The following is a 26250-nucleotide window of genomic DNA, read 5'->3' as shown; positions in this document are numbered from 1 at the left end:
AGGACTGATTAATTTAGGAACTGGCACAATAATAGCAAAAATATACAGTTTTGATATAAAGGGGAGGAAAGCGAAAAGTGGGGTATACTGAAGTGAGCTTTACGACGCTGTAGATTACTTCTGTTTTTGTGTCCCTTCAGGACATAGCCAATTCTCGCGATAACTTTGTTTAAGAGCCTTTGAAAATATTTATATTTCTCGTCGGCTCTTCTTAAATACAATCTTTGGGTTCTCACAAAAATTTCCTCATACTATTTCGTTCAAATTAATGGATCCTGATCCTAGGATAAGTAAAAGGAAAATAAATGTATTTATCAAATAATAAAATAAAATTCCAAAAGAAGTATTTAATATTATTTATACTTATGTTTATTTTATTTTTTTACGTTTATAATAAATTTTATATTAATGAAAAAAGTATTGAACAATTGGTTTTGGAAGCTGAACAAGGGGTGCCCGAGGCTCAATTTAATTTGGGAATAGTATATTATAACGACAATAGTAGCTCTCATCATTACAACAAAGCAATTGAATGGTTTACACTAGCTGCTAATCAAGGCCTCCCAGAAGCTCAATTCAATTTAGGTATAATGTATTTACATGGTGAAGGAGTAGAAAAAAGTTATAATCAAGCGTTTCGGTGGTTTACACTAGCAGCTAATCAAGGCCTCATTGAAGCTCAATTTAATTTAGGTAAAATGTATTCAAACGGCAAAGGGGTGGAGCAAAATTACAGTGAGGCCATTAAATGGTATAAACTTGCTGCAGAGCGAGGAGATGTATACTCACAGCTTAATTTGGGATCATTATATGCAAGAGGTGAGGGGGTTGCCCAGAACGACACCGAAGCTATTAAGTGGTATAAGCTTGCCGCAGAGCAAGGCAATATCAATGCCCAAAACGCATTAAAGTGGCTAGTCGATTAAATTTATATTTTATAAAAAATTGTTTGAGTTACTCACATAAGAACAAATAGCGGTAATTATGACTGCAAGTGTTCGAAAAGGTGATATAGGTTCTGGCCATAGCTGCCATTATCCACCAACCAATGCCACGAGTGGTAGTCCTGATGTGTTTATAAATGATATTCCAGCAGTTCGCGTTGGGGATAGTTATGCTGCACATGGCTGTCCTACATGTCCTGCGCCTGATCATCCTAGAAAACAAGCGGAGGGTTCGCCAACGATATTTATAAACGGTCGTCCTGCAGCGCGTATTGGTGATGCAATCGATTGCGGTGGAGTTTCACAAACAGGGGCTCCTAATGTATTTTTTGATGATGGTGATGGATGAGGTTAATAATCCATGATGCAACAATGGGACATTAATGATTATTACCCTCTTCGCCAATATGTGGGAGGTTTAGATTATTTTCGTTGTCTTCCATCTATTGGGAAAACTGTAATACAGTCAACCAATAACATGGGGCTTGATTAAGGTCTTACCATCATAATGAAATGGGAGATATATGTAGTGGCACCAATTAAATTTATTAATACGATTAAACAAAGAGTTATATATATTTTGTTTATAATTTTTATTATAGTGATAAGTGTTTTTATTTATTTTTATAATTGTGAATTAGAAAATGCCAAGACGCTAGCTTTAAGTGCAGAACAAGGATCAGCACCGGCGCAATTTAAAATTGGCTTGAAATATGAAAAAGGTGATGGCGTTGAAAAAAATGATATTGAAGCTATGAAATGGTTTAAATTGGCTGCTGAGCAAGGTCACGTTGATGCACAATACGATTTAGGTATTATGTATTTAAAAGGCAAAGGCGTTGAAAAAAATGATATTGAAGCTATGAAATGGTTTAAATTGGCCGCTGAGCAAGGTGATGCTGAAGCACAATACAATTTGGGTATTATGTATGCTAAAGGTACAGGTGAAAATAATGCAGGCGATATTGTAAAGGCTATTAAATGGTTTAAATTGGCTGCTGAACAAGGTGATACTCGTGCAATTAAAATGCTGGAAAGAATAGAAGCAGTATTTAATTAGATTTCTTTTTTTATATAATGGATACGTAGTAAAATACAAATAACGTTTATTATATATCAATATAATAACATAAAGTGGAATAGTCATGCTGGCAAGTGTTCGAAAAGGTGATATCGGTTCTGGCCATAGTTGCCACTTTCCATCAACTGATGCCATAAGTGGTAGTCCTGATGTGTTTATAAATGATATTCCAGCAGTTCGCGTTGGGGATAGTTATGCTGCACATGGCTGCACTACATGCCCAGCTCCAGATCATCCAAGAAAGCAAGCAGAAGGTTCGCCAACGATATTTATAAACGGTCGTCCTGCAGCGCGTATTGGCGATGCTATTGACTGCGGTGGAGTTTCGCAAACGGGGTCTCTGGATGTATTTTTTGATGATGGTGATGAGTAAGGTTAATAATCCATAATGCAACAATGGGACATTAATGATATCAATCCGCTCATTGTTTTGGGTGATGGTTTTTCGGCTATTGATATCTGGTATGAAATTCATGCCAATGCGCAGTTCTGGTCGAAAAATCGTCAAAAGTCAGAAGATTGGCGAGAGCAAATAGCCGTATCATTACGCATGGCAGAAAAATTGCAAAAATTTCCTGCTCAAAATTGGATTTCATTCAATCATGCTATCGGTTGGACAAAAGAGGCAACGACTGCTTTAACATGGTGTGAAAATGCAGTTTTGAAAGATATTTTCACGATATGGAACAAATTGGATTTTAGAGTTACATCTCAGCCAAATCACGAATTTGCAGCCTTATTAACCAATCCAATAGTTTTGCCTGAAAATTGCTTATCAAAAATAATTGAATGTGGTGAGCATAATATTGGTTCCGTCTGCTTACTACTTGCTGCTCGACCAGATTTGCCAGAAATTGATTTGCCAATAGATTTACAAAATCGCTTACCCCATGAAGTGATCAATATGCTAAAAGAACGCGGATATTAAACCTTGCAATCATGAGTTTTTATTTTGTTCAGATCTTAAAGTGGAACCAAGTTTTTATGTGCTTGTTTTTAAGATTTGTGCAAGCTTGGTAAGTTGGCGATCATGAATGCCAATTTTTTGTAAACGTTCAACGGTATTAAGGGCGTAATCGGCATTTTTACCGGCTATTCCCGCCGCCTTACTGATTAAATCAGCCATGCTTTGTAAATCAAGTTTTTCCGCATATTGTTCGTGTAAGGGATCAGCAACAAAAGCAAGACCATGATTATGACTGTGATCGTCAAAATATAAATTTAGATGTTTTTCTTTGTAAACGCCTGTTACTTGTTCGCGCTCGACGAGATAATCATAAGTTTTTTGAGCATGTTCTTCAGCGATTTTAAACCCAAGTCCAAGACAAGACCCACCTTTTTTAAGGCCAAGGACGAGACCTGGTTGCTCGACGGTACCACGATAATGGGTAGAATAGATGCAAAAACTGCGATGATAGCCATGAAGACGGCAAAGCTTTGCTTCTTCATAAACAAAACCCGGATTCCACATGAGAGAACCATAGCCAAATACCCAAAATGAATCCATGAATTTTTGACCTTATAAACTGCTGATTATCATGAAATTAAAAACTATAGTGACCTGCGCTGCTGTTAAATAAAGCCGTTATTCTTTTGTAATTTGTGTATTACTCAATCTTTCCACCATGTGATGGAAATCATTGCTTAAATGCTCAAAAAGTAGCTTGGCTGCCTGCGGATATTCATCAAGAATGCGCCTAAAAATACCACGGCTAACGCGCAACGCTGTGCCATCGTCTGCCGCAACTGCACTAACAGAGCGTTTCATTTTGCAAATAAGACTAAGTTCACCAATCATCGAACCCGGCATAACATTATGAACCAATATTGGCCCTTCATTGCCCATTTGATATAGGTCAATTTGACCTGACATAAGAATGAATGCGCTATCAGCTGGTTGATTTTCGCGAAATAATTCACGGCCAGCGCGAAACTGAACCCTCTCTGCCCCAAAGGCAACAAGGCGCAATTGCTCATCGGTAAAGCATTGAAAAAAGCCAAGCTGCTTTAAAATTAGCAATTCTTCTTCAACCGACATGGCCATTTACCAAATTCAAAAGAGTTCCTCTCCGATATAATATGCAAAAGCAATTAGGCAATAATCCTAACCCATAGTCAAAATTTTTCACCATATTTGCTATATAGCAATATCCAACTATGAATAGCTAATATTTAACTGCTAATAACTAAAAATAGTTTTAACATCACCGCATTTTATATCTTATGTGACATTTTATCAGAATTAATGTTCATTTTTTTATTTAACTACAATCTTTACGAGAATTTCCTTTCCAACTTAGCCAATAATGCACTCGTTATGATTATCACATAATTAACTAAAACCAATCTCGTTTGAGTTTAACTCCATCAATTATGCTTTTTGTAACGATTTCATATAGCACATATTTGGAATTTCGATGGTGATCCAATTTAATGAAAATATGCTAGTGATAAATGAGGCGCTTATTTAGATCAGAAATGAAATTCTCTTAATTTTTGCTATTTACGCCGCACTTTACTTAAATAATATGAGGCGCAAATTAGCATTTCTTTTCATTAAGGCACCAAACGATATCCGCCGCTATCAGTTACCAAAAGCTGAGCATTCGAAGGATCTTTTTCAATTTTTTGGCGCAAGCGATAAACATGGGTTTCAAGTGTATGAGTGGTAACACCTGAATTATAACCCCATACTTCTTCAAGCAAGGTATCGCGGCTAATGATTTTTTCGCCCGCCCGATAAAGATATTTAATGATAGCAGCTTCTTTTTCAGTTAAGCGAATTTTACCGCCTTTTTCATCAATGAGCAATTTTTGGCCTGGTTTGAAAATATAAGGACCTACTTGAAAGGTTGCATCCTCACTTTGTTCATGTTGGCGCAACTGCGCACGGATACGAGCAAGCAATACTGCAAAACGGAAAGGTTTTGTAACATAGTCATTAGCGCCAGCTTCAAGGCCAAGAATCGTATCAGAATCAGTATCGTGACCAGTTAGCATGATGATCGGTGCGCGAAACCCATTTTGGCGCATTTGTTTTACCGCTTCTCGGCCGTCAAGATCAGGTAAACCAACATCCATAATCACAAGATCAAGATCATCTTTTTTAGCGCGTTCTATCGCGGGCAAGGCTCTATCTTCTTGAAAAACGGTGAATTCTTCATGCATTTGCAATTGTTCAACCAAAATTCCACGTAGGTCATCATCATCATCAATAACTAAAATTGTACGACCGCTCATATGTCATTCCTTATCAAGGGCATTTATAGCCATTGTTACCTTATTATTTTATGATGTATTCTTCACATAATTACAGGTGCTTGCAAGTGTTGAAGTGGTGAAAAAAGTGATGAAACAACGAAAATCTAATTTAAAACACCGTTTTTTGCACAATATTGATGTGCGCCCCAGCGCAATGGGTAAAAATAGGGCTATTTTACGCGCGGGCAAATTTAGTTTTCAATGTGCTATTGGCAAAAATGGAATAACCGCATTAAAGCGCGAGGGGGACGGAAAAACACCTATAGCAAAAATGCGGATTATATCAGGCTATCAAAAACCAACACGACGCATCAAACCAATATGCTTTGTGCCTATGAAAACAGTTGGAAAAAATGACGGTTGGTGTGATGCGGTTAATGACCGCAATTATAACCGGCCTGTAAAACTGCCTTATCCTGCGAGCTGTGAAACCATGCTGCGCCAAGACTGCCTTTATAATATTGGCTTTATTCTTGATTATAATCTTCGCCCACGCCGACAAAATTGTGGTAGTGCAATCTTTTTCCATTTGGCACGACCTAATTATAGTGGCACCCAAGGTTGCATCGCGCTGCGCGAGCGCGATATGCTGCGCCTTTTGCCATTTTTATCAACGAAAACAGTATTGAATGTTTTGGGGTGACAATATCAAAAAGGCAGCGACGACGTAACTATATGTAAATGTGCAATAAGTTGAGTGTCATGATACCGCATTTTTAGAATAATTAAAATTCCAAATTTATTGATTTATATTATATTATAAATAAGTTAAATATAATATAAATATATTTATTTGTGAATCGCTTATTTCTACTTGTAAAGTTAATGTATTTAATTATCGTATAATTATATTAGTAATTATTAAAGGAGTGGAAGATGACTGTAATTTCAAAAAAAATATTGGACGCTGATGAGAATGCTTTGGAGCAAAGCAACCAAAATGCTTTAGCGCAGGTTTTAAGTTCAAGTACTACTGGCAGCCAACTCCATATTGTTGGTGATTTTGGCAATGGTAGTTCGTTCACGGGCACTAACCTTGATGACACTGTTACTATTACAGGTAATTTGCTTGGTACATTGGCAACTTTCCCCGGTAATGATCCATATAATTCAACCGTACTAGATTTGAAGGATGGTAATGATATTGTCAATGTCGGAGGAAAAGCGATTGCCAGTAGCGGGAGAGACCTATGGATTTCAGGTGATAGCGGAAATAAAACCATAAGTTTTGACGGTGGAATTGAAAATTTAGGTGGTTATTTAAGCATCACTTTATCAAGCGGTTCGCATACATTAAATGTTGGAAGTGATTTGGTTGCGACTGGGGATATTAGTAGCCGAGCTGTGAATGTTATTACTATAGGTGATTCTAATTATGATAGTTTTTTGAATGTTAACGGAAGTGTGATTTCTCAAAACGACGCATCGAATTTGGTAATGGTTAGCGGAAAACATGCAAAAATGTTTGTTGCCGGTAGCTTTATTGCCAATGAAGGGGATAACCAATTCGCATTTTTTGGCCAAACGACGGAAGTTAAGATTTTAGGTAATATAGAATCAAGCGGTTATAGAATGAATAACTTTGGGATTAATTCTTTAGACGGAAGTTTTGTTTCTGGTTCATTAATTAGCAATAAAGGTAAAAACTCTATCAACACCGGTTATATGGACGAAAATGCTTTGCAAGTTGATTCTTTCCTGATAACTATTAATGGTAATGTGGAAGTTTACGATAATGGAACTAATTCGATTGGTAGTTATGCCCAAACTGTTCTAGAAGTAAACGGTGATATTATAAATCAAAGCCCAAATAGCGATAAGAATGCAATAGACCCTGAAAACCGTTTTCAGTTAAGTGATTTAGACGATAGTTTGACTTTCCTTGGTAATTTCTTTGCCAATAGTGGGGCTAATAATATTTTTGCTGGTGGCGGCAATGATGACCTTTATATCGAAGGTAATGTGCATGCAGAAAACATTGGCGGTCTTAACCTGTTTGATTTAGGATCAGGCAATGACATTATGACCTTAATTGGCAATGTTACTGCTACTAATGGCGGTAAAAATAAAATTGATGCGGGTTCGGGCGATGATATTATTCATTTGAATGGTCATATTGATGCTGGAGCTTTACAAATTGATGGTGGCGAGGGCAATGATACGCTTATCTTGACCGCAAGCACATTAAGCCGGTTTGAAGCAAATTATAAGGATTGGTTGGTTGATCTATCCTCTTCTGGTTTGCTTGCTAGCAATATTGAAACCATTCGTTTGGATGTTCGCAATGTTCAGCCAAATAAAATTGGTTGGCTAACAGATTTGATCAATCAGGCCAATGCTGATGGTGCAAACATTACCCTAGAAGATAAAAATGGTAATGTTATTACTGAGCCACAACTTGGCCTTGCTGCTGATAGCGGATCTGCGAATGCCTTTAGTATTATGGCTGATCAGCATAGCGCAGATAGTGCTTCAGCTCGCGATTTTGCCAATGACAATTATAATGCGGCTTTTGACCAACATGCACAAACAGCACTTATTGTTTAAAGAAAACCGTTATTCTTCGAACTAACTTGTATTTCGCCAGTATTTTTAGTTAATGCATTTTTAGCTATACTTCGATCAATATTTGATGTTTTTAATAAAAATGTTGGCGAAATGCGCTTATTATAGTGGAATTTCGCACCGCATTTCGCTGCGCGAGCGTGACATGCTGCGTCTTTTGCCATTTTTGTCAACGAAAACAAGATTAAATATTTGGGTTTAAGTAGAAGAGTTAAATTCAATTAATTAGAATATCATGAAATATATTTGTATTAAGTAGTATGAGATTTGTATTGCGTAACATTTTTATTTAAATTACCAATGTTCCTTAAATATTTATGAATATAAGCTTAGCTTAATGTTATATTTTGCGATTGATGCTGTGTTTTATATGCGGTCAATATGATTATATAACATGTATCTTGAGGAGAATGGGGTATGACAAATCAAAGCAATACAACAAATGGTGCAGAAAAAGCCGATATTATTATTGATTTGTCACAGCCTGATTCCCCTAAAGCGGGCTCTATGTTGCAGATAGCTGCTAACAAAAGTTTATTAACCTTTCTTAAAGAACGTAAAGAACGGTTGAAAGATAAAGAATCTGAAAGCAGCGTAATTTATCATACCCGATTTCATCAAACCGTGCTTATTGAGGGTGGACGTGGCAGTGGTAAAACAAATTTTTTAATTCGTTTTTTAGATGACTATTCAAAACCAGATAATGGAAGCTCTAATGCGAGTGATAAGCCGAAGGTTTGTATTTTACCCATTATTGATCCAACCTTGATTGAAAGCAAAGACCATATCCTTTTAATGATTATTGACTTGATTGATAAGTCAATTGAAAAGTTTCAAGACAACGAACATACATCCGATAGCGAAGACTATGCCTATAATGACGCGAGGGAAAAACTTGCGGAGGGGCTAGTTCTTTTAGATGGTATTGGTAGCAAAGACGTTTTTGGCCAAGAATGGGAGGATGCTAGTTGGGCAATGAGTGAGGGATTGCGCAAAGCAAGTAAACGTCGCAATTTCGAACTTAAGCTAAATAACTATATTGAAACTGCGTTGAAAATTTTGAAGTGTGAGTTTTTCATTCTGTCATTTGATGATGTTGATACCAATTTTGAGCGCGGTTATATGATATTGGAGGCCTTGCGAAAATACTTAACATCACCACAACTATTTGTCATCTTGTCTGGTGACATTGAGCTTTATGGTCGTCTTATTCGTAAAAATATTTATGAAAATTTTGGCACCGATGTCATGAAGTTTGAAGGAGAGAGTAAAAATGATATTAGCAAAGAGCGCTTGCAAGACGCCGTCAATGAATTAGAAGAGCAATATCTTTTAAAAATTCTTCCCCCTCAATATCGTATTCCTATGTTACCTTTGGGGACAATTAAGCAAGATATATTTATACAAGCGATTGCAGGGGTAAATGCTCCAAAGTTTATCATGAGGTCATGGGCATTAAAAAATATATCTATACAATTACACGAAGTTGACGCAGATGATAATAAATTTTTAGATATTATTTTTGCTGAACCAATTCGTCTTGTGCTTGGTTATTTACGTGCGTTGCAGTTAACTGATATAACTGAAAGCCGTCGCAGGGTTTTACAGCTTTTTAATTTGCGCTTGCGGGCTATCGGCATACCACAATTGCAGTTGCAGCCAGAAAGCTTTGATACGACCCTTTCTGTTATTTTAAGCTGGTTTATTAACGTAGGTGAGCCAGCAGCCTTAATCAAATTTAGCACTAACCAAATTTCGAAAACTGTTGTTCCCTTGCATTGTCTATCACTAGCGCTTGCTGATGGATTAAATAGTGCGCCGTCAATACTGCGTGCTTTATTCGCACTAGCTTTACCTGCGGTGATGACCAAGCAAAATTTTCTTGAAAATAGTGATAAAAGAAAAAAATTTTTAAATTATTTATGGCAGGGGGGAAATCCTGAAATAGCCGATTTTACTGCGCGTATAGGTGCTGTAAGCCGCTTCCAAGACCAAAGAGGTGCTTTGCGCCCCACCCGCTTGGGGGCAATCGGTTTGGCAAATTTTTGGAAAACAAATGACGCTATTAAAATTTTATATAGAGGAACACTATCAAATCCGATAAAGGCAGAAGAAGTTGATGATACTAAGCAAAAAACTTTTGGTTGGGATGTTGAAAATATAAATAGAAAATGGTTAAAAAAAATACATTCAAAAAATGATGATTTAAGTCCTTATAGAAATATTATCTGGTATCGTTTTCAAGATTTATTTGAGGAAGATCGTCTTTATAATTTTGATATTCTTTTAAAAACGATATCCTATAAATATTATAATTCAAGTGGGGAGGAACAAAATGCACTCTCCACCTTATCCCTATTTAGCACTATAGGAATATTATGCGATCTTGACCGTGGTATGGAAGCTGCTTTTTCCAAAGCAACCGTTGAAGATATTTTGCCTTTTTTTTCAGTTGGTGCAGAGGGTAATAATATAGGTATCCAAACTAATCTTGTTGATAAAAGTGCAGTAGAAGATATTAATAAAGCCGCGCTGAAAGTTGAGAATATTGATGATTTGGATAATCCTTTTTCATCCTTTTATGATTATGCACAAGACATTAAAAAATGGCGTTATTTTGCTGCAAAACTAAGCAGCGTTACCAAATTATCACCCAGCATGTTAGGCGATTTAGCTACGCGCCTTCATGATGATCTCGTCGGTTTGGATGATGCTGTGCGTTCGGGTGGTGATGTCATGACTGGGCAAATAGTCCATCGTCAAATTATCAACATACTAAATAGCGTTATTGCTGTAACAGGAAATATTCCGGGTCGTCGTCAAAGCCCCAAGGCTAGCGATAAAGTTGTGTTTACGACTCTGAAGGGATTAAAAAAAACTGGGTCAGTTGGTTTGTATCCCTTAGCATTTATTTTGTTATCTTGTCCGCTTATTTGGGCATTTCTTCAACCTGATAAAACGTTAGCTAATGAAGACAACACACCATATGATGAAAATGAAACTTTCCGTGAAGCCGTTTATGAAATTTTGGTTGAAAACATTATTAAAATGAAGGAGCTGATAGTTGGAGAGGAAGAACGAAAAGAATTTGAAGGGCTATTTGCAGAAAATATTGATGTTTGGATGACCCCTCCGAAGATCCATGTAAAGATTGGTCGTATTGCAAAGGATGAGAAGAACCAGAGATATGTGACGATTGATGGTTTTTTTGATCTTCTTAATATTGTGCCACATTATACTGTCGATGATAAATGACACAACATTTGGCGAGTGAACGGTTTGAAGCGCAGGAATTGGTAAATTATACCAAGGCCAATATGCGCAATCATTTATTTTTAAATTGCTTAAACGATTTTCATGACACCAGCGAGAACTTGCTTAATATTGCGAGTTTAAAAAAATTATCCGATGCGTTTTATAAAGGGCGTTTTTTAGCACTGCGGGAACTTACACCACTTGCAACCGACCAAGCGGTGGAAAACCATATTGAACGGCTTATTTTTAAATATAGTGCTGATAGCAACAAAGTTTTTGCCAATAAAAGAAATACTAGTGATTTTTCCTACTTATTGCCAAAATTATTGAATGCATTGGCGAATATTTTTATTGTTGAAGGCAATGATAAATCGATCCGTATCCACATGCATTTGGTTGATTTATGGCAAGATCTTATCTTGGTGGTACCGCCATTATTGATTACTGCATCTTGGATAACTCAACAATTGGTGGATGGTAAGCAATGGCTGTCCGATGTGAAGTCACGCGGTGTTATTGAACAAAGGTTTAACAACTGGCTATGCGATTCAACCTTGCCAGTCGATGATAGCCCGTTTTTGGACTATATTTGCAAGACCCATGGTCTTGATGAAGTGCACATGCATTTAAATGGTACCTTAGAGGCCGATAAGGTTTGGATGACGGCAATTCAAGCGCCTGACACATTTCTAAAACCTTTGTTGGATGACCCTTTAAAAGATGGCGGATTAAGAACCCCTATCGGCAATGGTGTTGCGCGCCTGCTTGAGCAGGAGGAGCAAGGTTTTACACGCCAAGAATTATTAAACCGTGTTAAAATAGCTTCTCAACAGCGTACTCGCTTGCTCTATTTTAGTCTTTACAACAATGAGTATCAAAAGCATTTATCGTATCTTCCTAGAATTAAGTTTAAAAATAGTCGTAAATCATGGCGTAATTTTATGGATGAATACTTATTTAAACAGCGAAAAATTACCAAAAGAATAAAAAAAATGGCTTCAATGCGCGGCCAATCAAAAACGGCAGAAGAGGCATTATATCTAGCACAAATTTATAAATATTTTATCGATAATGACAAGGATGTGCGGTTTGGACTGTGGTTTTGGCATTATGCTTTAATTCGTTCGCAATTCTATCGGCTATTAGTTCAGCAAAAAAGCCAAAAAGGCTTTGATCAGTTTCAATATATCACATTTACTGAATTACGCACTGAGGCTGAGAAAAAATATGCTGAACGTTTTAGACAAATAGAGCGCGGCCACCAGCAATTTATCAGTCATTTAGAAGGGCGGTTTTCTCCTAAAAGCAATGTCGAAAAGACAGAAAAGTTACTGGTTGATATTCTGCGCGGCTATTATCGTTTTTTATGTGAGGATGAAAATGATAATCTGCCAAAAGATTCTTTTTATACGGGTCGCTCTATTTGCCAATTGATTGATTGCATTAAAGCGAAAGAAAGCGCTGAGCTGCCGATAAATGATAAGGGTGATAATAAAGTCTGCCCTTCAAAAACCAAACGGCGATTGCGGCTCAGTCTTGTTTGTCATTTTATCAAAAGGTTGGACATAAATGAGGAAAAACGCTTTTTTGACAGTGGCTATCGCCCATCTTGTCGCAAGGCTTCTGTAAGGCGTCAAATCGATCAAAATGGTAGGGCGCTGATTCAAGTTTTAAAAAAATATCCTAGTTTAAGCTATTTTATTCGCGGCATTGATGCAGCCAGCAATGAACGACATGCCGAACCAGAAATATTTGCACCAGTTTTTAGGCGTTTAAAAACGGCTGGTATTTCACGGGTAACCTATCATGTTGGTGAAGACTTCAACCATATTGCATCTGGTCTTCGTGCTATGATGGAAACCTTGATCTATTTGGAACCACAGGCAGGCAGCCGCCTTGGTCATGCAACGGCTTCTGGTCTTAATGTTACGCAATGGTGGAATGCAATTGGTGAAAATATTGTTATGACCTATGAAGATAGGTTAGATGATTTAATATTTGCAAAATATATGATAAAAAAGCACGCCATTTTGCTCGCCAAGTTACCCCGTATCAACAGTGAAATTCATAATCTTGCTCAATACATTTGGCAGGATAATACTATAACACCTGAAAATTTGATAAAAGCATGGTTGTTGCGCGGCCTTGATCCCTTGGCAAAAGACTGGTCTATTCGTGATATTAACCCGACAAGGCGTCAAGAAGCACAGCGACTTGCCCAAGCAAAATTAGATGACCCTTTGGCTTATGATTTATTTTGGAACCGCCATGGGGTCGGTTTAAGGAAGCCGATTTTTCGCAATACAAACAATGTACCTGAACATTTTGATCTTCATGAAAAGAGGCAAGGCAACACGGTAAAAAAGACCGTTATGCAAAGAACTAAAACTGATATCATCATTACTAGAAATAGTGATGTACTTGATGAGGAAGTGTTAAAAGCTCTTCAACAAGCTATTTTGCTCGAACTTAAAAAGCGACAAATTGCCATTGAAACACTGCCAAGCAGTAATGTGCGCATTAGTATTCATGATACTTATGATAGCCATCATGCGCAAAATTGGTTGAAATCTGTTGATGACCCAACCAATGAGCCTGTATGTTTTTCTATAGGTTCAGATGACCCAGGTATTTTTGCAACAAGTTTACGTATGGAATATGCCCATTTTTTACGCCCACTCCATAATCTTAGTTTAAAAAACTTGAACGACGTACGACCTGATTTATTATTAGAAAAAATCTGTCTTGATGGTAAAAAATTTCGGTTTTAAGGTTCAGAAGTAGTTTGCAATAGGCATAAAATTTTTTGCAACTGAGCCGCACCATGTTGAGGTGCTAAAGAATTGTCAATTTGGTAGGCCAATATATTGCTTGGCAATGCAAAGGGCAGGCTTGCTCGCAATAGACGTTGCTCAATGTCTTGGTCACTTTCGCGACCGCGATTTTTTAATCTCTGTCGTAAAATGTCTCTTTGGGCGGTAATCTCAATAATTGCAAAGTTTTTAAATTTATCTGCGCACTGATTGAGTGTTTTGCGAGAAATATTGGCAATAACAGTTTTGCCTTGAGTAAGGTCATCAATAAGCTGCTGCGGTAAGCCATAATAAAGCCCATGGGCTTGCCAGTTTAAACAAAAGGCACCATTATTTTGTGCGTGCAAAAAGCCTTCAATTGATAAAGTATCGTGGTCTTCACCTTGCGCTTGGCGGGTTACCACACGCTTTGCAAATACAAAGCGTGGATCATTTTTGAAACTTTCTTGCACAAGGGCAAGTAGCGTATCTTTACCCGCGCCACTTGGCCCAATAATTGCAACAAAAAAACCAAGATCAGGCACATAGGTTGAATTTTCAAAGGTCTGGTTATCAGGCAACACGTTGTCCCTCGCGCCATACACCATTGATGATTGGCATATGTTGATGCTTGCGTACCCGCAATAGGTCAGCGCGCCGCCCTTGTTGCAATATGCCACGATCATATAGGCCTGCTGCTGTGGCGGGGTTTGCGCTCACATAGCGCATCGCAGTTGCAAGATCATTATCATTATCACCTGCAATAGCAAAAACTGAATGCAATAGGCTAAAAGGCACATAATCGGATGACAAAATATCAAGGCAACCATGCTCTAATAAGTAGGAGGCTGATATATTGCCCGAATGAGATTTGCCACGCACAATATTAGGTGCGCCCATTAATACATGTAGACCGTTTTTGTGGGCATGAATAGCTGCGTCAAGGGTGGTTGGAAATTCTGAAACTGCAACGCCAAGCTCTAACCCTTCGCTTACATGGTCGGTGGTTGCATCATCATGGCTAGCAAGGATAATATTTTTCTCTTTCGCTTTTTGGGCAATGGTCAAGCGATTGTCACGAGAATATTGTGCTGATTGCTTAACGCGGCGTGCAGCATATTCTTCAAAAACACTATCAGAAATACCATATTTGCCTTGATAATAGATCTTATACGCCTCAATTGTTGCAAATTGCCTTTGTCCTGGGGCATGATCCATTAGTGAAGCAAGGCGTATCTGGCTATTATCAGCTACTTGGTCAAAAATATCGACTGTATCAGGCAGTGATACTTCACAGCGCAAATGAATAAAGTGTTCAGCTTTTAACAAATTTTCTTTATCCGCATGGGCGATTGTATCAGCTAAATCTTTTAATTCTGCAATGGAGGATGTTGCTACACCGCGTAGTTCTTCGTTGCCAACGCGCAGGCTATCAAAAACAGTAGTAATGCCGGCACCGCAAATTTGCATATCATGGGCATGAAGAGCACTTAATGTGTTCCAACGCACTTTTGGTCGCGGATGAAGATGGCCTTCAATATTATCGGTGTGAAGTTCAATGAGACCAGGGACAAGATAGTCGCCGCCAACGTCTGTACCTGTCGTCATTTTACCCTGATCTATATTGGCGATTTTACCATCTTTTATTTGTAAACTGCCAAAAATAACTTCATTTTCTAAAACAATTTTGGCGTTTTTAAATACCTGTTCATAAGGCATTATATATCTCCGCAATTAAAGCATTTTGGCAAAACGGTGCAGCAGTTTTGCGTAAAATGCGCAAAATAAATATGATAATAAGGTCATTGACTAAGTTTCATGGGGATAGGCGTTAGGTTTTGGCAAGCTTGAAGTAACTATGGCAATAAAAACTGCCTTTGTGCTCTCGCTCGATAAAAAGCGCTAATCCGTCAAAATCAAGATCCTTGCCCAAAAACTCATAAAAATAAGTGTTTAACTGTTCTTCCACTTCATCTTGGATTTGGTGCTCAACAGGCCCTGTTAGGGTCATGTGAAAGCGGAAATCTTCAAAGATATAAGGATAACCATAGGCGGTAAGATTGTCTTTTTGCCTGTCGCTTAAGCTTTGTGGATTGCGCCTTTTTATATCTTCATCGCTTAGTGGTGCGCGGTAAATTTCAAATTGTTTTACAGTACGCGCTTCAAGATTAGATAATTCATCGGGGCAAAATTCGGGAACCAGTGCAAAAAAAGAACCTAGTTTCCCAATTTTGATATTGGGCAGCTTAAAAGATTTATTGATTGCACAAAAATCCATCAATGCTTTTGCTACATCATCGATCCCATAGCTCACATCAAGTTCAAAAGGCGCCTTAATCGTTGCATGAAAGCCATAACGTGCTGGGCTTTTTATAAGCGTTAAATCTTTGTTATTAGGGCTAGATATCGTATTTGCACTGTTAAATGCATCGCGCCCCAACCAACTTGTAGCTTTTGTTGTTATTGGATGATTTTTATCGGGGGTGAAATAAATAGCGGCTCGCATTAAATAAACAGCTTTCGTAATTGTTGGGAAATAATATCCATAATAACAACGGTTATAATAACGATTAATAATATTGCCGATGATTGCGAGTAAGAAAAACCGCGAATGGATTCAAACATGATTTGTCCAATACCACCTGCACCAATAATGCCAAGCACGGTTGCCGAGCGAATATTGGATTCTAGCCGATAGAGTGAAAAGGAAATCCAAAGCGGTAAAACCTGCGGAATAACTCCATAAATGACTTGCTGTATCGGTGTTCCACCTGCAACCTTGATAGCTTCGACAGGACGTGGATCAATCGCTTCAACTGCCTCAGAAAAGAGTTTGGCAAGCACGCCCAAAGTATGAACAAAAAGTGCCATGACACCAGCAAATGGCCCTAGACCAACAGCAACCACAAAAAGAACCGCAAAAACAACTTCATGAATAGCGCGGCATAGATCCATCAAACGTCTTACAGGCTGCAAAATATAGGTTGGCACCATATTGGCTGATGAGAGAATGCCTAAAGGAATAGCAAAGACAACAGCAAGAAATGTACCCCAAATAGCAATATTGACTGTGACTAGCATTTCAGTCAAGTAATAACGCCATTCGGTGAAATCGGGATGTAAAAAACCAGCAGCATATTCAGCCATATTGCCAGCATGGGTAAAAAGCTGTGGCCATAAATACATTTCGGCAGGGGACCAGCTCCATGCAAGAATGATAATAATGATGCTTGGAAAAATCCAGCGCTTCCATCCACTCTTATTATTTAATGTCTGATAGCGTTCAGCCGCTGTTGTCATGTCTTTGAACCTATTGATTGGGTAAATCAAAAGCCATCATGGCTAGATGATAATCTAGCCATGAAACGCTTTGCATTTTATAATAATGAAACAGTGTGCAGGATGAGCAAGCTGTCCCTAAGCTTTTATTTTTTTGTGCTGGCTGCAAGCTTTGCTTCAAAATCAGCCTTTTCAGAATTTAATGCATCTAGCTGCTTTTTTTTCTCTGCTGCATCAAGCTTATCATCATTTTCAAGCTTACTTATCTTCTGGCCGACTTCCATCAAGCGGATTGGCAATAGTTGATCATTGCTAGAAGCGCGAAATGGCCCCCAAGTTAAGCCTTTTAGGACGGCTTTTTCTTCTTCAATATTGCCAGTTGATTTATCTGTACCATAGGTGAGGAAAAAATCTCTAATCTTTGTTTTGGTTTCCTCGGGAAGATCGGTACGCCAAACAATTGGATCACCGGGGATAAGTGGTGAACGCCAAATTTCGCGTAATTTTGCATAGGCATCTGGATTGTTTTTCTTGATACGATCCATGTTTTCTGTGTTATTGGCTGCTACATCAACCTGTTTGTTGGCAACGGCCAAAGCATTGGTTTCATGATTGGCATTGCGTACGGTTTTGAAGCAATTTTTTGGATCAATACCATTGGCTGCAAAAAGAAAAGTCATCGGTACAAGATAACCCGATGTTGAGTTTGGATCACCAATACCGAAATTCAAAGTCTTGTCGCATTTTAAAACATCTTCAACGGTTTTAATTGGCGAGTCTTTTTCAACAATTAATACACCCCAATAACCCGGACTGCCATCAACAGCCATAGCTTGCACTATTACTTCACCTTTGGCGCGGTCAACTGCTTCCATGGCCGATTTATTACCATACCATGCAATATCAACCTTACCAAAACGCATGCCTTCAATAATACCAGCATAGTCAGATGCAAAAAATGGTTTTACTTCAAAGCCAGTTTTCTTTTTCATATCGGCAAGGAATGGATCCCAAGCAGTTTTCAAATGAGATTGCGATTCTGTTGAAATAATGCCGAAATTGAGGGTTTGTGCAAAAGATACAGTTGCAACTGTTGCCATTGCTATACCAAGCGCAAAGCTTTTGAGAAGCTTTTTCATCAATCATTTCTCCTAGATTTAAAAATATTAAAGCGGCAGGTCGAAAATTGGTTTAATTTGAAATAAACTCACGCAGGCTGGAAATATTGTTGTCTTACAGATACTTTTGGCGGTGTATTGTGACTTGCTAACGGCATATCAGCCGCATCGGGCAAAACAAGTTCTTCTGATGCGCTACCATAAAGCTCTGATAAAAAAGCATTGGTTAAGTTGATTGAAGGCCCGTCATAAACAATTGCACCATCACGCATGGCGATGGTTCTTGGGCAAAAACGCCTTGCATATTCTACCTGATGAAGCGAGACAATCATGGTGATGCCATCTTCTTCATTGATTTTAGATAAAATATCCATGACGCGGCGGGCCGATGCTGGGTCAAGGGCTGAAATTGGCTCATCGGCAATTAAAATTTCAGCATTTTGTAAAAGTGATCGGGCAATTGCTGCCCGTTGTTGTTGACCACCTGAAAGGGTTGAGGCGCGCTGAAATGCAGCATGGTCAATTCCCACTCGTGTCAAGGCATCAATTGCAGCTATTTTTTCTTCGCGTTTGAAAAAGCCTAAAGTGCCACGCCAAGATGGAATACGCCCCAAAAGACCGATGAGAACATTGGTTAATAATGATAAACGGTTAACCAGATTGAATTGTTGAAAGATCACCGATATTTTGCCACGCATCATTTTGCTGGCTTTGGTTGCTTGACCATTTTCTTGGGTTTTTTCGCCAAAAATATTAATGTCAGCACTGCCGCGATCTGCTGTTTCAAGACCTGCCAAATGTCGGATTAAGGTACTTTTTCCCGATCCCGAAGCACCGATAAGCGCTACCATTTCACCCTTATCAATTGATAAGCTAATACCTTTAAGCGCTTTGGTGCGTCCATAGGTTTTGGAAATATTGGCAACTTCAACGGCTTTCATAATATTTACTCTCCCACTTCATTTATATCAGCATCATATAAAAAGTAGAGATTAAACTTTTATGACAATAAAATGGTTAAATAATAATATAAAATTTTTTATCATGATATTAATTTTAATTAAATTGTAATAAAATTGAAATGACGAAGGTATATAAAGAATTCATTCGAATGAATTGACGGGATATACTATGAATTCTTCATATGGACGCTGGAAATACGTTAGAGACGTATTGGATAACGAAATATCTTCAGGTATTCTTTCTGCGGGTAGCCAACTTGCAACAGAAAATCAACTTTCACAGCGTTTTGACATTGGCCGCCATTCTATTCGCCGCGCAATTGCCGCTTTGGTATCGATGGGTAAATTACGGGTTGATCAAGGGCGAGGTACTTTTGTCGAGTTTCGCCGGCCAATCCGTTACGTCGTGTCGCAGCGCACGCGTTTTCACCCCAATCTTATAAGTGAGGGGCGTGTGCCAAGTACTGAAAATATTTTTGCTTGTCTTGTTGAAGCAGATAAAGAAAAAGCTGAGCGGTTAAAAGTAAACCTTGGTGATTTACTGGTGATGGTGGGACAACGCAGCTTTGCTGATGGTGAGCCTATTCATATTTCGCGTTCTTATCACCCAGCGCAACGCTTTCCTGAATTTTTGCAATTCTATCATGATGGTCTTGGTGATAGTGCCATTTATCGCCATTACGGCATTGATGATTATTTGCGTCATGAAACCATTATATCAGCGCGGTTGGCGCTTGATGAGGAGGCGGAAATGCTCCAACTTTCAAATGGCCAGCCTGTTATCGTGATGGAAAAATGCGATGTCGATTTGGAGTATCGCCCCATTGGCTATGCAGTATCAATCTGGGCGGCTGAAAAGGTGCAATTTGCTTTTGATACAGGCCGCCTTTGATACGGCTTTTGGCGCTAAATACAGACTAAGACCGACTAAGGCGCCTTTACTTATTTACCCTATTTTTATAACCCTTTTAGAATAAAGGACGATTATTATGTCCCCAACCATTGAGAACCGAGATAATCCTAGCGATAATGATATTTTTGCGCATAGTGATAGGTTATCTATTCTTGCGCGTGCTGATGGCTTAGCTATCAAGCAACTCAGTGAAACTTTAATTGATGATTTAGGCGATATCGAGGTTATTCAAAGCCGTACTGGTCTTGTCATGGTGCCGATGCGTGACAGCGTAAAAGGCAGTGAATTTCACCTTGGTGAAGTGCTTGTTGCTGAAGCTCACATTCAGCTCAAACAATTAAACTGTATCGGTTATGGCATGATTGTCGGCCGTGATCTTGAGCAAGCCATGGCAATGGCGGTTATTGATGCCGCTTTTAATGCAAATATCCAAAGCAATGAGATTTCCAGCTTTTTGAAAACTGCCTTTGAGTTGCAAAGCCAAGAAGATCATCAACGCTTATGCGAAGTAAATGCCACCCGTGTAGAGATGGAAACATTTTAATGCAAAATCCAAACATACAACCAAGCATACAAGATGAACTGGATAATAGGCATTTTGAAAAGTTAATGAAAGCCTTGGCAAATCCTGGTTGTGACATAACTTGTGATAATCTGTCATGGGCAACATTTGGCGATACTTTGCTTGACCGTGAAACGCGATTTTTTTGCGATGAACTCACGCTAAGGCAAAAATTGCAAGCAACTGGTGCTTTGCCTTCCTCCCTGCCACAAGCGCAATATGTTTTTATGCCACTTGAAAATGAAAGCGATGTTGAGGCGATAACGCATATTGCAATTGGCGATCTTCTCTATCCTGAAAAAGGCGCATTATTAATTGCGCCAGCACAATTTGGTGTTGGAACAGCATTACGGCTTTCTGGACCTGGCATTAAAGGCCAAAAAACTATTCAATTTGGCGGAGTTTACCCTCAATTTTGGGCAATGCGTAATGCTCTTATTTCCTATCCGCTTGGTTTTGACATTTTTTTCTTCAGTCAAAATAGTCTTATCGGGCTACCCCGTTCCACCTATGTTGAAGTTTTGTAAAGCGAGAAAAAATCATGGCCTATGTCGCAACACGCGGTGGTGAAAAAGCAATAGATCAAGCAGAGCGCCTCTATCGTCAATCAATTGGCACTATAGATCAAAAGCGCATTACCGAAATTAAAAACACTCTCCCATATCTCATTGATCGTGTCATGGGCGAGGCTTCACTTTATGAGCCAGAGCTTGCCGCTCTCGCCATTGCTCAAGGCGGTGGTGATTTGTATGAAGCGGTTTTGCTACTACGCGCTTGGCGCACAACGCAGCCACGCATTGCTATTGCTAAAACCATAGAACAGGACAAGTTGTTTACGCTTCGGCGGATATCTGCGGCATTTAAAGATATTCCTGGCGGACAAATTTTAGGGCCAACATTAGATTATGCCCATAAGATTTTAGCAACCCACAGCTTAAATGGCGAGCCTTTTATTGCGCAAGCGGTGGAAAAAAGTACCAAGCCATCGCCAGCGTTTTTACCCTCTCTTAGCCAGTGGCAACAAGCGCAAGGATTGGTTGAAGCACCAGTTCATCATCCAATTGCAGCAGAGGATATTCCAGACCTTACCCGTGAACCGTTGCTATTTCCAGCAAGTCGCGCCCATCGTCTACAAAGCCTAAGCCGTGCCGATACCGGCGGGGTTTTGGCGCTTGGTTATTCTGCTATGCGTGGTTTTGGTAGTGCTCATCCAACAGTTAATGAGTTACGCTTAAGTGAAGCGGAAATTATAGTGTCGCATCCATCTGGTACGCAATTTAGCGCTGGGCGTATTAAGATATCGCAAGCCGAGGTTATCTCCAAAACCAAAAAGGATAAGTTGGAGCTTGGTTTTTCTGCTACTTTTGGTTGGAATGAAGTTAAAGTTATTGCAGCTGCAACACTTGATTTAAATGCATCTACCGAAAGCAAATCGGATGCTGTGTCAGAAGAATTTTTTCTCTATCATACCGAAGCTGTCGAATCTTCTGGCTTTTGCATCCATTTTAAACTTCCTCACTATGTCACCTTTCAATCGAGCCTTGACGCCTTGCGCGGCATAAAGCGACGCAATGCTGATGGTAGTGAAATCCGTGAAGATTTAAAAAGACTGGAAGAAGAATTAATATGAAACTAAGTGATCTTACCCACTCATGGCAGTCTTTTTCCCATGGTTTTTTAGACCCATCTGCCAAGCGTGAATTACGCCGCGCCATGTTGAAAGCCATTGCTATTCCTGGATGTCAAATTCCCTATGCAAGCCGTGAAGTGCCAATTGCACGAGGTTGGGGGACGGGCGGTTTGCAAGTCACTCTTACCCTTGTTAATCCACGCTCAATTATTAAAGTGATTGACCAAGGTGCAGATGATAGCGTTAATGCGGCAACAATCCGAAAATTTATTAAAACTGTAAGCAATGCGCAAGAAACATGGGATACGCTTAAAGCAAGCCTTATTCAATCACGCCACCGCATTCCTGAAGAAAAATTGAGTGCTGATCAGATACTCATATTGCAAGTACCCAATCCCGAGCCGTTAAGACCGGTTGAGCCTAATATGTCAACGGCCCGAGAAATGCATGGTGATGCTGATTACAGTCGGCTTTGGCTTATTTTATATGAGCAAATGGTGCGCGCTGGGCGTATTTTACAAGGGGCGTCCTATCCAAGCTTAGTAAATGACCGCCATGTCATTACCCCATCGCCCATTCCACGTTGGGATGTGCAAAAACTGCATATGGCGGATCATTTAACTATTCTTTCTGCTGGCCGTGAAAAACGTCTTTATGCGGTGCCACCTCACACAAAAGTAGAACCGCTTGTTTTTGACGATATTCCTTATGCGGTTGAAAACCATGAAAACGCCATTTGTACGCGTAGCGGTGTCAAAGGAATGTTCATGAATGAGTTGCCACAAGAGGATGGTTCGGCTGTTTATGAATTATCAGATAGCAATTATGGCATAAAAACCATTCGTAAAAATGAAGGGGAAGATGAAACCCTTGGGCAAACATGGTATCAAAATGGAAAGATGGCACAATGATAAGTGAGTTGCGGCAGTTCAATAATCCACAAATTGTGCAAACAACACCGTTGATGCAGCTTGATAATGTTACAAAAAATTTCGGTCCTGTGCAAGCTTTGCGCGGTGTCAGTGCTAAGGTCTACCCCGGCGAGGTGTTAGGTATTGTCGGTGAAAGTGGCTCAGGTAAATCAACCTTTCTACGAATGATGAATTTAGAAGATAGTCCTGATAGTGGAGAGTATCATCTTGATTTGGATGGTTATGATCATTTAAATTTGTTTCATCTTGATCGGTTTTCGCGGCGTATGTTACGGGCGCGCCATATTGGTATAGTATATCAAAATCCTCATCTTGGCTTATTGATGAAAAACACCAGTAGCGGCAATATTGCCGAGCGTTTATTGGTCGCAGGTGAGCGTAATTTTGCTGCATTGCGGCAAAAAGCGCGTTTGGCATTGGCAGCTTCCGAGTTTCCATTAGAGCGCATGGATGCTCGTCCAATCGAACTTTCAGGCGGTATGCAGCAAAGGGTGCAGCTTGCTAAGGCTATTGCGCTTGAGCCGCAATTATTATTGCTTGATGAACCAACCACAGGGCTTGATGTATCGGTGCAAGCTCTTGTTCTCGATACCTTAAAACGTTTGCAACGTGAACGGCACATGACCATGGTATTGGTGAGCCATGACCTTGGCGTAATTCGTACTATGGCTGATAGGGTTATGGTTATGCGGCACGGTTTGGTGGTTGAAGAAGGGCTTGCTGATCAAATTTTTCATGATCCGCAACATGCCTATACCCAGCAGCTCGTCCATGCCAAATTGTAAGTAGTAAGATTATCGGTGGTAAAATTATATCAATAGGAAAGGAGCATTTGAAAAATGGATTTTATAGGTCAAATAAATGACCCGCTGTTGCGTGTTGAAAATCTTACCAAATTTTTTGATATTCATTTATTAAAAACTCAATTGCCGGCTTTTGAAAATATTAGTTTTAAACTTAATCGCGGCGAATTTATTCTATTACGTGGGCCAAATGGTGTTGGTAAATCTACTTTGCTGCGCACGCTCTATCGCTCATGCGTGCCGCGCGGTGGTCATGTGTATTATGCCAGTGATTACGGTGTGATTGATCTTGCTTGTGCAAGTGATATTGATATAGCCCTATTGCGCCGTAAGGAGATTGGTTTTGTAACACAATTTTTGCAGCCGCGCCCAAGGGTAAGTGCGCAAGATCTTGTTGCTGAACCGCTTTTAAATGCAGGCGAAGACAAACAAATAGCATTAGAAAAGGCACAAGACTATTTAGCTGCCTTTGGGGTTAAACAAGCTTTATGGCAAGCCTATCCATCGACTTTTTCTGGTGGTGAGCAGCAAAAGGTAAATTTAGCACGCGCACTGATTGTACCGCAAAAATTATTGTTTCTTGACGAGCCAACTGCCTCGCTTGACGTTATAGCGCGTGCGGCTCTGATTAAGCGCTTACAAGAATTAAAGGAAAATGGCACGGCTATGATAGGGGTATTTCATCATAGAGAAGATGTTGAAGATTTGATTGATCGTGAAATTGATCTTTCACCAATGGTCAATCTGCAATAGTGGGCAATAGCAGATTGGTTTTAAAGAGCACCTTAATCGTCATTACCCTCTTGGTAAAACTATTAAGGTGCTCGTTTTTTTATTGTTTTAATGGGTTTGCTCTAATTTTTGCTACATCTTTAGCATCTACTTTAGGGGCATTATTTCCCCAAGCATGGCGTAAGAAAGTAACCAATGTTGCCACTTCCTCATCATTCATGCGGTAGGCAAAGCTTGGCATAGCAAGATCGGCTGGCCTTTGTTTGGTCGAAGGCAAGCGGGCTCCATGCAAAATAACATCAATCATGCCAGAAGGGTCTTTGGCATTAACAATGCTTGCACCGTCAAGTTGTGGGAATACCTGCGGTGCGCCGCGGCCATTGGCAAAATGGCAAGCATTACAATTGTCAAGGTAAAGCCTTGCGCCAAGCGGCATATCCGGTGCAGCATCCGTGAGCAATTTAGTTGTTTTTTGTGTGTCGATAATTGCGGCAGATGCTGATTTTACAACAGGTCTATCTTGTTTGATATGACGAAGATAAGCAACAATCGCATTGACATCATCCTTGCTCGCAAATTGTAAAGATTCACCGGCAACAAGCTGCATTGGGCCAACCGCTGCACTTATATTATTACGTGCTGTGGTTAGATAAAGAGCAATGTCCTCATCGCTCCAACCTTGCATTGTAGAATGATTGCTTGATAAATCGGGTGCATACCAACCAGAAAGATTAGCGCCGGCTAAAAAGTTTTTACCTGTGGCATCGGTGCTTTCTTGACGGAAGAATAAATCACGTGGCGTATGGCAAGCGCTGCAATGGGCGAGACTTTCAACGATATAAGCACCACGGTCAAGCTGCTCATTTTTATAGCGATTGTTAAAACCAGCACCGCCCCGCAAGGCGTACCAATTCCAAACCCTTATGCCCCATCTTTGATTGAATGGAAACATGAGCGATGTTTTTGGCGTTGCTTCATCAACGGCCTTCACCTCATGCATGAAATAATCATAAAGGGCAACCATGTCCTTTTCGCTTATTTTACGATAGTTTTCATAAGGCATAGCTGGATATAAATGGCTACCATCAGCGGCAATGCCATCACGCACAGCATCGCGAAACTGGTCTAATGTCCAATTGCCAATACCCTCTTTGCTTGGCGTAATATTAGACGAATAGATTGTTCCAAACGGGCTTTCAACTTCTCGGCCACCAGCAAAAGCTTTACCATTAGGCGCAGTATGGCAGGCGGCGCAATCGGCTAATATAGCGACATATTCCCCAGCACCTTTGGCTGGTTTATAATCTGTGGGGAGGTTTTCTAATGGGCCAGTACGTTGAATGGGAATAAATATAATCCCAGCAATTGCAACAAGACCAAGAATAATAAGGGAAAGAATAATCTTCATAAAACGACGCATT

26 protein-coding genes are annotated in these 26250 nt (G+C 39.6%); 16 read left to right on the top strand and 10 right to left on the bottom strand.

Going from position 1 to position 26250, the window contains the following annotated elements:
* Positions 1-305 precede the first annotated feature (305 nt).
* From H3299_RS11415 to H3299_RS11395, 5 genes are all read left to right on the top strand, one after another.
* Positions 306-926, top strand: coding sequence for a tetratricopeptide repeat protein (locus H3299_RS11415; RefSeq protein WP_182417786.1), 621 nt, complete (start codon positions 306-308; stop codon positions 924-926).
* Between the two features lie 58 nt (positions 927-984).
* The gene (locus H3299_RS11410) at positions 985-1293 is read left to right on the top strand and encodes a PAAR domain-containing protein (protein WP_182417785.1); all 309 of its coding nucleotides are present in this window, start codon (positions 985-987) and stop codon (positions 1291-1293) included.
* Between the two features lie 180 nt (positions 1294-1473).
* Entirely contained in the window at positions 1474-2004 is a 531-nt protein-coding gene (locus H3299_RS11405) for a tetratricopeptide repeat protein (protein ID WP_182417784.1), read from the top strand.
* A gap of 85 nt (positions 2005-2089) precedes the next feature.
* Positions 2090-2398 carry a PAAR domain-containing protein gene (locus H3299_RS11400; RefSeq protein ID WP_182417783.1) on the top strand — a complete coding sequence of 103 codons (309 nt, stop codon included), beginning with the start codon at positions 2090-2092 and terminating at the stop codon, positions 2396-2398.
* A 15-nt stretch (positions 2399-2413) separates the two neighbouring features.
* Positions 2414-2953 carry a hypothetical protein gene (locus tag H3299_RS11395; RefSeq protein WP_182417782.1) on the top strand — a complete coding sequence of 180 codons (540 nt, stop codon included), beginning with the start codon at positions 2414-2416 and terminating at the stop codon, positions 2951-2953.
* Between the two features lie 54 nt (positions 2954-3007).
* On the opposite strand, the gene H3299_RS11390 is transcribed toward H3299_RS11395, so the two are convergent.
* From H3299_RS11390 to H3299_RS11380, 3 genes are all read right to left on the bottom strand, one after another.
* Positions 3008-3532, bottom strand: a complete 525-nt coding sequence (locus tag H3299_RS11390) for a gamma-glutamylcyclotransferase (RefSeq protein WP_182417781.1) — start codon at positions 3530-3532, stop codon at positions 3008-3010.
* A 78-nt stretch (positions 3533-3610) separates the two neighbouring features.
* A complete protein-coding gene (locus H3299_RS11385) occupies positions 3611-4063 on the bottom strand; it encodes a cyclic nucleotide-binding domain-containing protein (RefSeq protein ID WP_182417780.1) in 453 nt (150 codons plus the stop codon).
* Between the two features lie 518 nt (positions 4064-4581).
* Entirely contained in the window at positions 4582-5265 is a 684-nt protein-coding gene (locus H3299_RS11380) for a response regulator transcription factor (protein ID WP_182417779.1), read from the bottom strand.
* A 109-nt stretch (positions 5266-5374) separates the two neighbouring features.
* Here H3299_RS11380 and H3299_RS11375 point away from each other — a divergent pair, with 109 nt between their 5' ends.
* The 4 genes from H3299_RS11375 to H3299_RS11360 all read left to right on the top strand — a co-directional run bounded on the left by H3299_RS11375 (position 5375) and on the right by H3299_RS11360 (position 13877).
* Positions 5375-5929: a L,D-transpeptidase gene (locus tag H3299_RS11375; protein WP_246708069.1), complete on the top strand. Its 555-nt coding sequence runs from the start codon at positions 5375-5377 to the stop codon at positions 5927-5929.
* 233 nt (positions 5930-6162) lie between these two features.
* On the top strand, positions 6163-7833 hold the full coding sequence (locus H3299_RS11370; RefSeq protein ID WP_182417778.1) for a hypothetical protein: 1671 nt from the start codon (positions 6163-6165) through the stop codon (positions 7831-7833).
* A gap of 435 nt (positions 7834-8268) precedes the next feature.
* Positions 8269-11106, top strand: a complete 2838-nt coding sequence (locus H3299_RS11365; protein WP_182417777.1) for a hypothetical protein — start codon at positions 8269-8271, stop codon at positions 11104-11106.
* Positions 11103-13877, top strand: a complete 2775-nt coding sequence (locus H3299_RS11360; RefSeq protein WP_182417776.1) for an adenosine deaminase — start codon at positions 11103-11105, stop codon at positions 13875-13877. Before H3299_RS11365 ends, H3299_RS11360 begins: the two co-directional genes overlap by 4 nt.
* Here the strand turns inward: H3299_RS11360 and phnN are convergent.
* From phnN to phnC, 6 genes are all read right to left on the bottom strand, one after another.
* On the bottom strand, positions 13874-14479 hold the full coding sequence (gene phnN / locus H3299_RS11355) for a phosphonate metabolism protein/1,5-bisphosphokinase (PRPP-forming) PhnN (RefSeq protein ID WP_182417775.1): 606 nt from the start codon (positions 14477-14479) through the stop codon (positions 13874-13876). The two genes, H3299_RS11360 and phnN, sit on opposite strands and share 4 nt — an antisense overlap.
* The gene (locus tag H3299_RS11350) at positions 14472-15617 is read right to left on the bottom strand and encodes an alpha-D-ribose 1-methylphosphonate 5-triphosphate diphosphatase (RefSeq protein ID WP_182417774.1); all 1146 of its coding nucleotides are present in this window, start codon (positions 15615-15617) and stop codon (positions 14472-14474) included. Before H3299_RS11350 ends, phnN begins: the two co-directional genes overlap by 8 nt.
* Positions 15618-15729: 112 nt before the next feature.
* Positions 15730-16404, bottom strand: a complete 675-nt coding sequence (locus H3299_RS11345) for a DUF1045 domain-containing protein (protein ID WP_182417773.1) — start codon at positions 16402-16404, stop codon at positions 15730-15732.
* Complete coding sequence (gene phnE / locus H3299_RS11340; protein ID WP_182417772.1) at positions 16404-17198, bottom strand: phosphonate ABC transporter, permease protein PhnE; 795 nt, start codon at positions 17196-17198, stop codon at positions 16404-16406. Before phnE ends, H3299_RS11345 begins: the two co-directional genes overlap by 1 nt.
* 125 nt (positions 17199-17323) lie before the next feature.
* Positions 17324-18316: a phosphonate ABC transporter substrate-binding protein gene (phnD, locus tag H3299_RS11335; protein WP_182417771.1), complete on the bottom strand. Its 993-nt coding sequence runs from the start codon at positions 18314-18316 to the stop codon at positions 17324-17326.
* A 68-nt stretch (positions 18317-18384) separates the two neighbouring features.
* Positions 18385-19236: a phosphonate ABC transporter ATP-binding protein gene (phnC, locus tag H3299_RS11330; RefSeq protein WP_182417770.1), complete on the bottom strand. Its 852-nt coding sequence runs from the start codon at positions 19234-19236 to the stop codon at positions 18385-18387.
* 190 nt (positions 19237-19426) lie between these two features.
* On the opposite strand from phnC, the gene phnF reads away from it, so the two are divergent.
* From phnF to H3299_RS11295, 7 genes are all read left to right on the top strand, one after another.
* Positions 19427-20149, top strand: coding sequence for a phosphonate metabolism transcriptional regulator PhnF (gene phnF / locus H3299_RS11325; protein WP_182417769.1), 723 nt, complete (start codon positions 19427-19429; stop codon positions 20147-20149).
* Between the two features lie 97 nt (positions 20150-20246).
* On the top strand, positions 20247-20714 hold the full coding sequence (gene phnG / locus H3299_RS11320) for a phosphonate C-P lyase system protein PhnG (protein WP_182417768.1): 468 nt from the start codon (positions 20247-20249) through the stop codon (positions 20712-20714).
* Positions 20714-21259, top strand: a complete 546-nt coding sequence (gene phnH / locus H3299_RS11315) for a phosphonate C-P lyase system protein PhnH (RefSeq protein WP_182417767.1) — start codon at positions 20714-20716, stop codon at positions 21257-21259. Before phnG ends, phnH begins: the two co-directional genes overlap by 1 nt.
* A 14-nt stretch (positions 21260-21273) precedes the next feature.
* The gene (locus H3299_RS11310; protein WP_182417766.1) at positions 21274-22362 is read left to right on the top strand and encodes a carbon-phosphorus lyase complex subunit PhnI; all 1089 of its coding nucleotides are present in this window, start codon (positions 21274-21276) and stop codon (positions 22360-22362) included.
* Complete coding sequence (locus H3299_RS11305; protein WP_182417765.1) at positions 22359-23273, top strand: alpha-D-ribose 1-methylphosphonate 5-phosphate C-P-lyase PhnJ; 915 nt, start codon at positions 22359-22361, stop codon at positions 23271-23273. The genes H3299_RS11310 and H3299_RS11305 overlap by 4 nt, the downstream gene beginning before the upstream one ends.
* A complete protein-coding gene (locus tag H3299_RS11300) occupies positions 23243-24079 on the top strand; it encodes an ATP-binding cassette domain-containing protein (RefSeq protein ID WP_246708068.1) in 837 nt (278 codons plus the stop codon). The genes H3299_RS11305 and H3299_RS11300 overlap by 31 nt, the downstream gene beginning before the upstream one ends.
* 54 nt (positions 24080-24133) lie before the next feature.
* Positions 24134-24850, top strand: coding sequence for a phosphonate C-P lyase system protein PhnL (locus tag H3299_RS11295; RefSeq protein ID WP_182417764.1), 717 nt, complete (start codon positions 24134-24136; stop codon positions 24848-24850).
* 79 nt (positions 24851-24929) lie between these two features.
* On the opposite strand, the gene H3299_RS11290 is transcribed toward H3299_RS11295, so the two are convergent.
* Positions 24930-26249, bottom strand: coding sequence for a cytochrome c (locus H3299_RS11290; protein WP_182417763.1), 1320 nt, complete (start codon positions 26247-26249; stop codon positions 24930-24932).
* Position 26250 lies beyond the last annotated feature (1 nt).

It is taken from the genome of Bartonella sp. HY038 (assembly GCF_014117425.1).
Lineage (GTDB): Bacteria > Pseudomonadota > Alphaproteobacteria > Rhizobiales > Rhizobiaceae > HY038.
The sequence above is the reverse complement of the archived record's forward strand: the minus strand, read 5'-3'. Positions and strand labels throughout refer to the sequence as shown.